General features: G+C 66.2%; 14 protein-coding genes. 13 read left to right on the plus strand and 1 reads right to left on the minus strand.

Annotation, left to right across the window (positions count from 1 at the left end; translation table 11 throughout):
* Window positions 1–4: 4 nt before the first annotated feature.
* The 12 genes from IB261_RS24065 (at window position 5) to IB261_RS24120 (ending at window position 12,264) form a co-directional block, all read left to right on the plus strand.
* Window positions 5–1,417 (plus strand): alginate O-acetyltransferase, encoded by a 1,413-nt coding sequence (locus IB261_RS24065; RefSeq protein WP_192381003.1) that lies wholly within the window; start codon window positions 5–7, stop codon window positions 1,415–1,417.
* A gap of 36 nt (window positions 1,418–1,453) precedes the next feature.
* Window positions 1,454–2,569 (plus strand): mannuronate-specific alginate lyase, encoded by a 1,116-nt coding sequence (locus IB261_RS24070; RefSeq protein ID WP_192381436.1) that lies wholly within the window; start codon window positions 1,454–1,456, stop codon window positions 2,567–2,569.
* Between the two features lie 384 nt (window positions 2,570–2,953).
* On the plus strand, window positions 2,954–4,516 hold the full coding sequence (locus IB261_RS24075) for an MBOAT family O-acyltransferase (RefSeq protein ID WP_081516178.1): 1,563 nt from the start codon (window positions 2,954–2,956) through the stop codon (window positions 4,514–4,516).
* Window positions 4,517–4,527: 11 nt separating this feature from the next.
* Window positions 4,528–5,730, plus strand: a complete 1,203-nt coding sequence (locus IB261_RS24080) for an alginate O-acetyltransferase (RefSeq protein WP_192381002.1) — start codon at window positions 4,528–4,530, stop codon at window positions 5,728–5,730.
* Between the two features lie 95 nt (window positions 5,731–5,825).
* A complete protein-coding gene (locus IB261_RS24085) occupies window positions 5,826–6,476 on the plus strand; it encodes an alginate O-acetyltransferase AlgF (protein ID WP_045211319.1) in 651 nt (216 codons plus the stop codon).
* Window positions 6,477–6,760: 284 nt separating this feature from the next.
* Window positions 6,761–8,203 (plus strand): mannose-1-phosphate guanylyltransferase/mannose-6-phosphate isomerase, encoded by a 1,443-nt coding sequence (locus IB261_RS24090; protein ID WP_081516182.1) that lies wholly within the window; start codon window positions 6,761–6,763, stop codon window positions 8,201–8,203.
* 250 nt (window positions 8,204–8,453) lie between these two features.
* Window positions 8,454–8,918 (plus strand): multidrug transporter, encoded by a 465-nt coding sequence (locus tag IB261_RS24095; protein WP_192223947.1) that lies wholly within the window; start codon window positions 8,454–8,456, stop codon window positions 8,916–8,918.
* A gap of 60 nt (window positions 8,919–8,978) precedes the next feature.
* Window positions 8,979–9,809, plus strand: a complete 831-nt coding sequence (locus tag IB261_RS24100; protein WP_192381001.1) for an SDR family oxidoreductase — start codon at window positions 8,979–8,981, stop codon at window positions 9,807–9,809.
* Window positions 9,806–10,159 (plus strand): hypothetical protein, encoded by a 354-nt coding sequence (locus IB261_RS24105; RefSeq protein ID WP_192381000.1) that lies wholly within the window; start codon window positions 9,806–9,808, stop codon window positions 10,157–10,159. Before IB261_RS24100 ends, IB261_RS24105 begins: the two co-directional genes overlap by 4 nt.
* Window positions 10,159–10,545 (plus strand): hypothetical protein, encoded by a 387-nt coding sequence (locus IB261_RS24110; protein WP_192380999.1) that lies wholly within the window; start codon window positions 10,159–10,161, stop codon window positions 10,543–10,545. The genes IB261_RS24105 and IB261_RS24110 overlap by 1 nt, the downstream gene beginning before the upstream one ends.
* Before the next feature lie 85 nt (window positions 10,546–10,630).
* Window positions 10,631–11,302, plus strand: coding sequence for a tyrosine-protein phosphatase (locus tag IB261_RS24115; RefSeq protein WP_192380998.1), 672 nt, complete (start codon window positions 10,631–10,633; stop codon window positions 11,300–11,302).
* Between the two features lie 74 nt (window positions 11,303–11,376).
* Window positions 11,377–12,264 (plus strand): TIGR01459 family HAD-type hydrolase, encoded by an 888-nt coding sequence (locus tag IB261_RS24120; protein WP_081516194.1) that lies wholly within the window; start codon window positions 11,377–11,379, stop codon window positions 12,262–12,264.
* A 118-nt stretch (window positions 12,265–12,382) separates the two neighbouring features.
* Here the strand turns inward: IB261_RS24120 and IB261_RS24125 are convergent, their stop codons facing one another.
* The gene (locus tag IB261_RS24125) at window positions 12,383–12,916 is read right to left on the minus strand and encodes a hypothetical protein (RefSeq protein ID WP_081516196.1); all 534 of its coding nucleotides are present in this window, start codon (window positions 12,914–12,916) and stop codon (window positions 12,383–12,385) included.
* A gap of 223 nt (window positions 12,917–13,139) precedes the next feature.
* Here IB261_RS24125 and IB261_RS24130 point away from each other — a divergent pair, with 223 nt between their 5' ends.
* Window positions 13,140–13,382 (plus strand): hypothetical protein, encoded by a 243-nt coding sequence (locus IB261_RS24130; RefSeq protein ID WP_081516198.1) that lies wholly within the window; start codon window positions 13,140–13,142, stop codon window positions 13,380–13,382.
* Window position 13,383: the final 1 nt, after the last annotated feature.

The following is a 13,383-nucleotide window of genomic DNA, read 5'->3' on the forward strand; positions in this document are numbered from 1 at the left end:
GACCATGAATAAATTCACCACCAACCTGCTGCGCCTGTCGGGCCTCACTGCCGCCCTGCTGCTCGCCCACCAGGCCACTGCCGCCGACGCGCCGAGCTACTCCGCGCAGCCGGCCGCCGGGCTGTGCCCCACCGCCGCCAACGATGCGGCCTACAACACCAAGTACCTGGGCTTCTTCACCCACCTGGTGCCGGCCCAGGAAGACTGGCTGTTCCGTACCACCTACGACCTGCGCACCGACTTCGGCACCAGCGCCGAAGGCTGGCGCGAGCTCAAGCAACTGCGCGACGAACTCAAGCGCAAGGGCATCGATCTCGTCGTGGTCTACCAGCCCACCCGTGGCCTGGTGAACCGCGAGAAGCTCAACCCGCAGGAGAAGGCCAGCTTCAACTTTGAGCTGGCCAAGCAGAACTACCAGGCGACCATCGCCCAGTTCCGCAAGGCCGGCATCTACACCCCGGACTTTTCGCCGCTGTTCGACGAGAAGGAAGAGCACCCGTACTACTTCAAGGGCGACCACCACTGGACGCCCTACGGCGCCATGCGCAGCGCGAAGATCGTGGCCGAGACCCTGAAGGAAATCCCCGCCTACAACGACATTCCCAAGAAGGAATTCGAGAGCAAGCGCGTCGGCCTGCTGTCCAAGCTGGGCACCTTCCACAAGGCCGCCGCGCAACTGTGCGGCAGCAGCTACGCGCCGCAGTACGTCGACCGCTTCGAGACCGAGCCGGTGGGCGACTCCGGCGGCGGCGACCTGTTCGGTGAAGGCGGCGATGCCCAGGTCGCGCTGGTGGGCACCTCCAACAGCGGCCCGGCGTACAACTTCGCCGGCTTCCTGGAGCAGTACGGCAAGGTCGACATCCTCAACAACGCCGTGTCCGGCGGCGGCTTCGACAGCTCCCTGCTGGCCTACATGACCAGCAAGGAATTCCACGACAAGCCGCCGAAGATCCTCATCTGGGAATTCGCCACCCACTACGACATGGCGCAGAAGAGTTTCTACCGCCAGGCCATGCCGCTGGTGGACAACGGCTGCGCCGACGGCAAGCCGGCGATCAGCCGCAAGGTCAAGCTGCACGCGGGCAGCAACGAGGTGCTGCTCAACAGCGGCGCCCTGCCGATCCGCTCGGGCAGCTACACCGCCGACGTCACCTACTCCGACCCCGGCGTGCACGAACTCAAGAACACCATCTGGTACATGAACGGTCGTCGCGAGCAGCTGAAGATCGAGCAGTCCAAGGCCGTGGATACCGGCGGACGCTACGTCTTCGAACTGCGCAACGACGAGGACTGGTCGAACCAGCAGTTCCTCTCCCTGGAGATCGAGGCGCCGGACGACATGCCGGCGGGCCTGGAAGTCGAGGCCAAGCTCTGTCAGACGCCCAAAGCCAAGTCGGCCGACGTGGCCGCCAACTGACGCGAGGGAGTGAATTCCATGCCCAGCCTACGCAAGATCAAGACCCCCGTGGTCGCCCGCATCGGCCTGACCATCGCCGTGCTCGGCGCCCTGTTCGGTGGCGAGAGCGCCACCTACGCGGCCGACCTGATGCCGCCACCGGGCTACTTCTCCGCCGTCGGCGACAAGGGCAGCAAGAAGGACGCCGACCGCTGCCCCACCGCGCCGACGCCGTACACCGGCAGCCTGCAGTTCACCAGCAAGTACAAGGGCTCGGACTCGGCACGCTCCACCCTGAATGCGGATGCGGAGAAAGAGTTCCGCAGCCAGATCAAGGACATCACCGACATGGAGCGCGGCGCCACCAAGCTCATCACCCAGTACATGCGCAGCGGCAACAAGGGCGACCTGGACTGCGCCATGAGCTGGCTGGGCTCTTGGGCACGGGCGAATGCATTGGAAAGCAGCGACTACAACCACACCGGCAAGTCCATGCGCAAATGGGCACTGGGCAGCCTGTCGTCCTCCTACATGCGCCTGAAGTTCTCCAGCAGCCGCCCACTGGCCTCCTACTCCGAGCAGTCGAAGGAGATCGAGAACTGGTTCAGCACCCTGGGCAGCCAGGTGGTGCGCGACTGGAGCGACCTGCCGCTGAAGAAGATCAACAACCACTCCTACTGGGCCGCCTGGTCGGTGATGTCCACCGCCGTGGTGACCAACCGCCGCGACCTGTTCGACTGGTCCGTGCAGGAGTTCAAGGTCGCCGCCAACCAGGTGGACAACGACGGCTACCTGCCCAACGAACTCAAGCGCCGCCAGCGCGCCCTGTCGTACCACAACTACTCGCTACCGCCGCTGACCATGATCGCCGCCTTCGCCCAGGTGAACGGCGTCGACCTGCGCCAGGAAAACAACGGCGCCCTGCAGCGCCTGGCCAACCGCGTGATGCAAGGCGTGGACGACCAGGACGCATTCGACGAGAAGACCGGCAACGACCAGGACATGGGCGACCTGAAGGAGAACAGCAAGTTCGCCTGGCTGGAACCCTACTGCGCGCTCTACAGCTGCGCGCCGAAGACCCAGGACTGGAAGAAGAAGATGGAGCCGTTCAACAGCTTCCGCCTGGGGGGTGAAGTGACCAAGGTTTTCAACCGTCAGGGGGCGGGGAGCTGAAGCAGCGCCCGTCTCCTTGAAAGCGGAACTCCCGCAGGGCGCATAACCGCTTGCGGTTATCCGCCGAAGGATCTGGCACGAAACCACGGCGGATAACGCTTCGCGTTATTCGCCCTACCAGAGCAGAGCGGCAACACCGAGCCATCCGACAACACCGGACGGCCCCCTCTCCCACTGGGAGAGGGCTGGGGTGAGGGCAAGCCCTCGCTCCGAAGCAACGGCAACACCACCCGACCCACGCAATAAAGACGCGGGCGGGCGTAACAGATTGAGCACCACATGGGGAGGAATTGGCGGGTTGCCCCGGCCTTTCCTCAGGGCGTCGCGAAGACGCCGGAAGGTCCGGAGCCACTCAAGGTTTGAAGCTCCAGAGAGAGACGCGGAATGGTCTTTTCTTCCAACGTGTTCCTGTTCCTGTTCCTGCCGGTCTTCCTCGGCCTGTACTACCTGAGCGGGAACCGCTACCGGAACCTCCTGTTGCTGGTCGCCAGCTACATCTTCTACGCCTGGTGGCGGGTGGACTTCCTCCTGCTGTTCGCCGGCGTGACCGTCTTCAACTACTGGATCGGCCTGCGCATCGGCGCCGCCGGTGTCCGGACCAAGGCTGCCCAGCGCTGGCTGCTGCTCGGCGTGGTGGTCGACCTGTGTGTGCTGGGCTACTTCAAGTACGCCAACTTCGGCGTGGAAAGCCTCAACGAGATCATCACCTCGTTCGGCATGCAGCCCTTCGTGCTGACCCACATCCTGCTGCCCATCGGCATCAGCTTCTACACCTTCGAATCGATCAGCTACATCATCGACGTGTACCGCGGCGACACCCCGGCCACGCACAACCTGATCGACTTCGCGGCGTTCGTGGCGATCTTCCCGCACCTGATCGCCGGCCCCGTGCTGCGCTTCAAGGACCTGGTCGACCAGTTCAACCACCGCACCCACACCGTCGACAAGTTCGCCGAAGGCTGTACCCGCTTCATGCAGGGCTTCGTCAAGAAGGTGTTCATCGCCGACACCCTGGCCGCGGTGGCCGACCACTGCTTCGCCCTGCAGGACCCGACCACCGGCGATGCCTGGCTCGGCGCGCTGGCCTACACCGCGCAGCTGTACTTCGACTTCTCCGGCTACAGCGACATGGCCATCGGCCTCGGCCTGATGATGGGCTTCCGCTTCATGGAGAACTTCAACCAGCCCTACATCAGCCAGTCCATCACCGAGTTCTGGCGGCGCTGGCACATCAGCCTGTCCACCTGGCTGCGCGACTACCTGTACATCAGCCTGGGCGGTAACCGCGGCACCACCTTCCAGACCTACCGCAACCTGATTCTCACCATGCTGCTGGGCGGCCTGTGGCATGGCGCCAACGTCACCTACATCATCTGGGGCGCCTGGCATGGCGTGTGGCTGGCCATCGAGCGCGCCCTGGGCGTGAACGCCGCGCCGCGCGTGCTCAATCCGCTGAAGTGGGTGTTCACCTTCCTGCTGGTGATCGTCGGCTGGGTGATCTTCCGCGCCGAGAACCTGCACGTGGCCTGGCGCATGTACGAAGCCATGTTCAGCTTCGGCGACTGGAAGCTCTCCGAGCTCAACCGCGCCAGCCTCACCGGCCTGCAGGTCGGCACCCTGGTGATCGCCTACCTCGTGCTCGCCTTCTTCGGCCTGCGCCAGTTCTACAACCAGCCGATGCAGAGCAAGGCGCCCAAGGCCGCCGCTAAGACCGAACAGGTCGACGCCGACGGCCCGGCCAGCGCCCAGCCGCGCACTCCAGCCATGGCCCAGCAGGACCCGGCGGCGATCGCCTACTCGCCCAGCGGCGCCGCCGTCTACCAGCAGCACTGGATGACCCAGCTGCCGGTACTGGCCACCCGCATCGCCCTGCTCCTGCTGTTCGCCGCCTCGGTGCTCAAGCTCTCGGCGCAGAGCTACTCGCCGTTCCTCTACTTCCAGTTCTGAGCGAGGCAATCATGTCAGTAGAAACCAAGAAAATCGCCAGGCCCCTCCAGTACGCCTACATCGCCGCCTTCGGCGGGATGCTGCTGGGCCTCGCCGGCTGGTCGCTGAAGGCCTTCCCCAGCTTCTCCGCCGCCGAGGGCACCACGGTACTCAACGGCAAGCTGGCCCACGCCTTCGAAGGCCACTACGACGACGAATTCCCCATCAAGCGCCTGGGCACCAACCTCTGGGCCGCACTGGACTACACCGTCTTCGACGAAGGCCGCCCCGGCGTGGTGATCGGCAAGGACGGCTGGCTGTTCACCGATGAAGAGTTCAAGCCCGCGCCCACCCAGCAGCAACTGGAAGACAACTGGGCGCTGGTGCGCGGCGTGCAGCAGGAGCTGGAGCGCCGTGGCGTGAAGCTGGTGCTGGCGATCATCCCGGCCAAGACCCGTCTGTATCCCGAGTACGTCGGCAAGGAACAGCCGGCTGCCCTGCACGCCTCGCTCTACACCGACTTCCTGCAGCGCGCCCGCCAGGCCGGCATGGCCGCGCCCGAGCTGCTGGAGACGATGGAAAAGGCCAAGGACAACGGTCAGGTCTTCCTGCGCACCGACACCCACTGGACCCCGCTGGGCGCCGAAGCCGTGGCCCAGCGCCTGGGCGAAAGCATCCGCGCCGGCCAGGGTGCCGACCTGCCGACCCAGAGCTTCGTCACCGAGGCCGGCAAGAGCGGAGCGCACAAGGGCGACCTGCTGACCTTCCTGCCCCTGGACCCGCTGTTCACCAACCTGCTTCCTGAAGAAGACCAGTTGCAGCAGCGCCAGACCCACCCGGCCGAGGAAACCGCCGGCTCTGCCGACTCCAGCGACAGCGGCGGCGGCGGCGGCGACCTCTTCGGCGACAGCGCCCAGCCGCAGGTCGCCCTGGTCGGCACCAGCTACAGCGCCAATGCGCGCTGGAACTTCGCCGGCGCCCTCAAGCAGGCGCTCTCGGCGGATGTCATCAACTACGCCAAGGAGGGCAAGGGCCCCCTGGAACCGATGCTCGAACTCCTGCAGGACGAAGGCTTCAAGCAGAAGCCGGCGCAACTGCTGGTCTGGGAATTCCCCGAACGCTACCTGCCGATGCACAGCGACCTGAGCCAGTTCAACCCGGACTGGGTGGCGCAATTGCGGGCAGCGGGCAGCCGCGACGAACGCCTGGCTTCCAACCAGGCCGCAGCACACTGATCCAACGAACCCACGGCGCACCGAGCGCTGAACGGGGCACCACCCGTGCCCACAAGAGAAAGTAGACGGAGGTACACCCCATGAACCGACTGAGCATGAACCGACTGAGCATTCGCACCCTGAAGTCGTCCGCCCTCGCACTGGCCCTGGGCGCCGCATCCTTCGGCGCCTTCGCCGGCGGTGAAGGCGCGCTGTACGGCCCGCAGGCTCCCAAGGGCTCCACCTTCGTGCGGGCCTACAACGCCGGCAGCGGCGAGCTGTCCGTCAGCGTCGGCAACGCCACCCTCAACGACATCTCGCCGCTGGGCTCCAGCGACTTCAAGTTCCTCCCGCCGGGCAACTACACCGCCAAGGTCGGCTCCCAGAGCCTGCCGGTGAAGCTCGACCCGGACGCCTACTACACCCTCGTCAGCCAGCCCGGCGGCCAGCCGCGCCTGGTGCCCGAGCCGCCGTTCAAGAACAAGCAGAAGGCCCTCGTCCGCGTACAGAACCTCAGCGGCAAGGCCCTCACCCTGAAGACCGCCGACGGCAAGACCGAAGTGGTCAGCAACGTCGCCCCGCAAAGCCACGGCGACCGCGAGATCAACCCGGTGAAAGTGAACCTGGCGCTGTTCGACGGCGCGAAGAAGGTCAGCGACCTCAAGCCCGTCACCCTCGAGCGCGGCGAAGTGGTCTGCCTCTACGTCACCGGCGACAGCGGCAAGCTGAACCCGGTGTGGGTCAAGCGCCCGGTCAAGGCGGACTGATCCATGCGCCGGCGGATGCTGCACTGCCACTCCCATCCGGAGTGCGGACGAGGCGCCACACCTCCCGCCGGCACGAACTGCCTGCCCTTCCCTCGGGGAGGGTCCTGGGGCGCACCGGCAACTGACGCGCCCCGCTCCACCCAGAACAACAAGACCGGTCCAGCACCGGCAGAAGAACCCGTGCGCCGCAACGACGGCAAGCACAGGAGAGGTCACCCAAACCGCACGCCGGCCCGCATGACGTGGTCCGGCCAACAGAACGCAAACGCTTTAGGAGAAACCCGATGATCCCAGTAATCCTTTCCGGTGGTAGCGGCTCGCGACTCTGGCCTCTTTCGCGCAAACAGTATCCCAAGCAGTTCCTCGCCCTGACCGGCGAGCACACCCTGTTCCAGCAGACCCTGGAACGCCTGGTGTTCGAAGGCATGGAGCCGCCGGTGGTGGTGAGCAACCAGGAACACCGTTTCATCGTCCAGGAGCAGCTCGAAGCGCTGGACCTGAAGACCCAGTCCATCCTGCTCGAACCCTTCGGCCGCAACACCGCCCCGGCGGTCGCCATCGCCGCCATGAAGCTCATGGCCGAAGGCCGTGACGAACTGCTGCTGATCCTCCCGGCCGACCATGTGATCGAAGACCAGCGCGCCTTCCAGCGCGCCCTTGCACTGGCCACCAACGCCGCCGAAAAAGGCGAGATGGTGCTCTTCGGCGTCCCCGCCGATCGTCCGGAAACCGGCTACGGCTACATCAAGTCCGGCGACGAGCGCGGCCTGCCGGACGGCGTCATCCGCGTCGAGCGCTTCGTCGAGAAACCCGATGAGGCCCGTGCCCAGCAGTTCGTCGAGGAAGGCGGCTACTTCTGGAACAGCGGCATGTTCCTGTTCCGCGCCAGCCGCTTCCTGGAAGAACTGAAGAAACACGACGCCGACATCTACGACACCTGCCTGCTCGCCCTCGAGCGCAGCCAGCACGACGGCGACCTGATCAACATCGACGCCGCCACCTTCGAATGCTGCCCGGACAACTCCATCGACTACGCCGTGATGGAAAAGACCCGCCGCGCCTGCGTGGTGCCCCTGGCCGCCGGATGGAACGACGTGGGCAGCTGGTCGTCGATCTGGGAAGTCCACGACAAGGACGCCGACGGCAACGTCACCATGGGCGACGTGGTGGTGCACGACAGCCACAACTGCCTGGTGCACGGCAACGGCAAGCTGGTCTCGGTGGTCGGCCTGGAAGACATCGTGGTGGTCGAAACCAAGGACGCCATGATGATCGCCCACAAGGACCGCGTGCAGGACGTCAAGAAGGTGGTCAACCAGCTCGACGCCGCCGGCCGCAGCGAGACCCAGAACCACTGCCAGGTCTACCGTCCGTGGGGCTCCTACGACTCGGTGGACATGGGCGGCCGCTTCCAGGTCAAGCACATCACCGTCAAGCCGGGCGCGCGCCTGTCGCTGCAGATGCACCACCACCGCGCCGAGCACTGGATCGTCGTCTCCGGCACCGCCCAGGTGACCTGTGACGACAACACCTTCCTGCTCACCGAGAACCAGTCCACCTACATCCCGATCGCCTCGGTCCACCGCCTGGCCAACCCCGGCAAGATCCCGCTGGAGATCATCGAAGTGCAATCGGGCAGCTACCTGGGCGAAGACGACATCGAGCGTCTGGAAGACGTCTACGGCCGTACCACCGAGAACGTGGAGCTGCGCGCCGTCGTGCGCTGATTCCACGCGAGGATCCGGCGCTTCCCCCATCAGCGCCAATGCCCCCGCACCTTTCGGTGCGGGGGCTTTTTTATGGGCGCCTGCCGAGGTACCTGCGTAGGGCGCATAACCCGGAACGGGTTATCCGCCGATACCTCGACGGCTGGGCAGGTTCGCGAGCAAGCTCGCTCCTACTAGAGCCGCACTACATCAACCCGCCCCACCCCGCCGCCTGCTAAGGTAATGCTCGATACCCCGCGCGGAGCGCTCCATGCTGTACGGCATCCTGCTGATCGTCACCTGGATCATCCTGCTGATCCGCTACCCCTCACGCGCCCTGCCGATCTCCGGCGCCGGGCTGGTCGGGCTGGCCTCGGTGATCGCCATCGCCATCTGGCAGGACAACAGCGACACCCGCCAACTCCAGCACCTGGAACTGCGCATCGCCTACCAGCCCGAGCAGTGCCAGCCCGGCCGCCCGCTGGCCGTCAGCCTGAAGAACGGCGCCTCGCGCCCACTGCTGGAACTGCGCTGGAAAGTCGCCGCCTACCGCCCCGGCGACACCACCGACCTTGCCGAAAACCTCTACGAAGCCCCGCGCTACCGTGGCCCCGGCGCGCTGCTCGCCGGCGACAGCTGGAGCGACTGCCTGCCGCTGCCGCCGCTGCGCCCCGGCTACCGCGCCAGCACGCTGGAGTTCCGCGCCGAGCGGGTGAGCGGCCGCTTCGGTAACTGATTCACCTGCCCCGCACATTCCGGTACGGTAGTCCCGCCCACAGACAAGGACTGCCAGACCATGCCCCAACCCGTCGCCCTCATCACCGGATGCTCCAGCGGTATCGGCCGCGCCCTCGCCGATGCTTTCCAGGCCGCCGGCTACCAGGTCTGGGCTACCGCCCGCCGCGATGAAGACGTCGCCGCACTCGGCCAGGCGGGATTGCGTGGCGTGCTGCTGGACGTCAACGACGAGCCCGCCGTCGAGCGACTCGCCGCGCTGCTGCAGCGCGAAACCGGCGGCCTCGATGTGCTGATCAACAACGCCGGCTACGGCGCCATGGGCCCGCTGCTGGACGGCGGCAGCCAGGCGATCCGCCGGCAGTTCGAAACCAACGTGTTCGCCGTGGTCGGCGTCACCCGCGCACTGTTCCCGGCGCTGCGGGCGCGGCGCGGGCTGGTGGTGAATATCGGCAGTGTGTCCGGTGTGCTGGTCACGCCCTTCGCCGGTGCCTACTGCGCATCGAAGGCGGCGGTGCACGCGCTCAACGACGCTCTGCGCCTGGAGCTGGCGCCCTTCGGCATCGAGGTGATGGAAGTGCAGCCCGGCGCCATCGCCTCCAACTTCGGGGCCAACGCCAGCCGCGAGATGGCCGCGGTGGTCAGCGAAAACTCCGCCTGGTGGCCGTTGCGCCAATTCATCCAGGCGCGCGCCGCGGCCTCCCAGGACAAACCCACGCCGGCCAGCGACTTCGCCCGCGAGCTGCTGGCCGCCGCGCAGAAGTCCCCGCGCCCGCGCCTGCTGCGCATCGGCAACGGCAGCCGGGCCCTGCCGCTGCTCTCGCGCTGGCTGCCCACCGGCCTGCTGGACAAGGTGCTGAAGAAGCGCTTCGGCCTCGACGGCTCGCTATGAAGCACTTCCTCTTCCGCATCGCCCGCATCCTCCTGCCGTTCCTTGTGCTGCAACTGGCCGTGGCCATTGGCGTGACGGCCTACCGGGGCGAACTGAGCACAGGGGCCCTATGTGAAACCACGATCTACGTTGGCTTCGCCTGTTGCGCGCTGGCCGCGCTGATGTTCAAGGGCGCCAACGACGGTGCCGGCCTGCTGCGCAATCGCGAGGTGATGAGCGCCGCCGCCACCTCGAGTCGCCTGTGGCAGGGCCTGATGGCGGATCTCGCCGATGGCCGCGCCTTCGCCATCGCGCTGATGGCCAGCAGCGCGCTTCTATTCGCCGGTGCCTACTGGCTGAAGGGGTTCTGATGACTTACCCGATTCGCTACCTCGCCCTCGCCGGCATCCTCGCCGCCTTCTTCCTCAACGTCGTGGCGCGCGGGCTGCTGCGGGTTGGTGGTGTGCCGGCGACCTTGCTGGTGGCTGCGGTGATCGCTGCCGCCATGGCCTTCTGGTTCGCCCGCCGGCACAAGCGGCTGGCGCAGACCGGCGAGCGCTGGCGGCTGACCGCGCTGTACGGCGGTGGGTTGGCAGTGCTCTACGCCATCCTCGTCGGCATGGCGGCGTGGAAGAACACACCCAGCCCGGCGGCGCTGCTGATCTACGCGCTGAACTACCTGTGCTATCCGCTGTGCGTCTGGTGGTTCTTCCGCCCCGGCGTGCTGGTGCGCTTCCTGCCCGCCGAACGACGCTGAGCAGGCTTCACGCTTTCTTCACCTGCTTTTCATCCGGGCACAACCGGCCCCTCCCTAAGGTGACGCGGACCTTAGAGGAGTCCCCATGTCCCTGCCTTCGATTTTCCGTGGCGCCATCGCCGCCGCCCTGCTGAGCACTGCAATGCTGGGCATCAGCCCGCTTGCCCTGGCCGCCGGCGAGACGCAGGCCGACTGGGCCCGGCCGGTGGACAAGTCGTTCAACCTCTACCAGATGTCGCCAACCCTCTACCGCAGCGCCCTGCCCAGCAGCGCCGACCTGCCCGAGCTGCAGCGCCTGCAGGTGAAGACCGTGGTGAGCTTCATCAAGGACGATGATCGCGAATGGATCGGCCAGCACGACATGCAGGCAGTCAGCTTCCCGACCCACGCTGACCGCGTCGACGACGCCGACGTGCTGGAGGTCCTGCGTATCCTGCAACAGGCCGAACAGAACGGCCCGGTGCTGATGCACTGCAAGCACGGACGTGACCGCACCGGCCTGTTCGCCGCCATGTACCGCACGGTGATCCAAGGCTGGAGCAAGGAAGACGCGCTCAAGGAGATGGTCCAGGGCGGCTACGGCGCCGAAGACGACATGACCGACGCCATCGCCTACGTACAGAAGGCCGACATCGGCAAGCTGCAACAGGCCCTGGCCAGCGGCGAGTGCAGCACCTCGGCCTTCGCCGGCTGCCAGCTCAAGGGCTGGCTGGCGGACACCTTCGGCGAGGAACGCCCGCCGCACCCGGCGCACTGATCGGCTTATCTGTCACACCGTCATGGCGAGAGTGCGCTAACGTGGGCGCACTCCCACCGTTTTACAGGCAAGCCATGACCACCTCCCGCTTCAGTGCCGTCACCCACACCCGCTACATCGACCACGCCGGCCTGGATGCCTTCTGCGCCGACTACGACGGCTTCCTGCTCGACCTCTGGGGCGTGCTGATCGACGGCGTCGACGTTTTCCCCGGCGCCCTCGACTGGCTCGCCCGCCGCGCCGCCGAAGGCAAACCGGTGTGGTTCCTCAGCAACGCCTCGCGCAGCGTCCCGGAAATGGCCGACACCCTGGTGCGGCTGGGCGTCTCCCGCGAGCTGTTCGCCGGCATCACCACCTCCGGCCAGTTGGCCATCGACGCCTTCACCCATGAGCGGGAATTCCAGCGCGGCGGCATCTACACCGTTGGCGTCGGCGACGCGCTGACCACCTGGCCGGCGGAGATCCGCGAGCGCTTCTGCGACGACATCCACGCCGCCTCGCTGATCCTCGGCGTCGGCAGCTTCCCGCAGCACGAACTGGAGGAGCGCTTCGCCCCGTTGCGCGGCGCCACCGACAAACCCTTCCTTTGCGCCAACCCGGACCGCGTGGTGGTGTCCGGCGGCCAGACGGTGTTCGGCGCCGGTCGCCTGGCCGAAGCCTTCGCCGAGGAAGGTGGCAGCGTCCACTGGTACGGCAAACCCGATCCGTCAGCCTTCCGCATCGCCCAGCGGCAGCTGGAAGCGCGCGGCGCGAAGCACATCCTGTTCGTCGGCGATTCGCTGGTGACCGACGTGCCCGGCGCGCTGGCCGCACGCATCGATACGCTGTGGCTGGCGTCCACCGGCATCCATCGCCAGGCGCTGGGCGTGCCCTTCAACGGCGAACTGGACCCGGAGAAAACCAACGCGCTGCTCGATGGCTACCCGGTTCGTCCGCACTTTGCTGCGCCGGGGCTGGTCTGACGGCCTGCCCTGACCGGGGCACGAACATCGACTGCGGGCCCCACCACCCCCTGCCACCGAAATTGCTCGTGACCGATTCCGCCCGTTGGACTCAGGCGGAACCGGCCGAGGTGGGAAGTCAGTCGATGGCCGAGGTGGGCAGCGCGGAGACCTTGGGCTTGGCGCCGAGTCGCGCAAGCAAAGTGAGCAGCGCCACCTCACCCGCCAGCAGGATGCCGCCGCCGATCACGATCAGCCCGCTGATTGCCAGTGGCGGCTCGGCCAGGTGGGTCGCCAGGGCGACGGTGAGGAAGACAAAAGCGCTGTGATTGATGAACAACGGCGCGAACAGGCCGCCGCAGAAAATGATGTAGACACCGACGAACAGGACGATGCCCGTCGCCAGGATCGGGTCCATGAGCGTCTTGAGCAGGCCGATGGCAACGACGATGCCCCAGGCCAGCCAGACGCCGGTCACCGCCCCGCAGAGAATGCCGGGTATGCGTTGGGTGTCCTTGTTATAGACGCTGAACAGGATGGCGCAGAAGAACGGCGCCCAGATCGCCTTGAAGCCCAGGATCACCCCGACGATCGCGACACCGACCACCCAGGCCACCAGGACGGCGGCATCGAAGAAAACCTTGGGACGGATTTGTGGCGTTTGCTCACTCATGACCTTGCCTCTCCTTAGTCTTTGTTCTTATGTCATTTTCAACTGCCGTATCGAGCTGCACAGCGAGACCGCGCGGTCCAGCCTAATGATCCAGATCGGGTCGACAATCGCTCGAACGAACTACTGCACCGCAATTCGAACAGTCCCGGAAAGCCGGCCGGTTGTTCGCACCTTTGTTCGGTCCCACAGGTCTCAAGCAGCACAGCCCTGTGGGAGTGCCCGAATGCCACTGATCGACCTGCTGCAATGGCCAGCCATGCTGGTCACCGTCCTCGCCGCCTGGCTGGTCGGCTCCCGCGAGCGCAAACGGCGAAAGATCGGTTTCTGGGTGTTCCTCGCCAGCAACGCGCTGTGGATCGTCTGGGGAATTCCGGCCAAGGCCTATGCGCTGGTGCTGCTGCAGCTGTGCCTGGCGGCGATGAACATTCGCGGCAGCTACAAGAACCGCCAGCGCGGTGACGCCTGAC

The sequence above is a fragment of the Pseudomonas sp. PDM20 genome, assembly GCF_014852575.3.
Lineage (GTDB): Bacteria > Pseudomonadota > Gammaproteobacteria > Pseudomonadales > Pseudomonadaceae > Pseudomonas.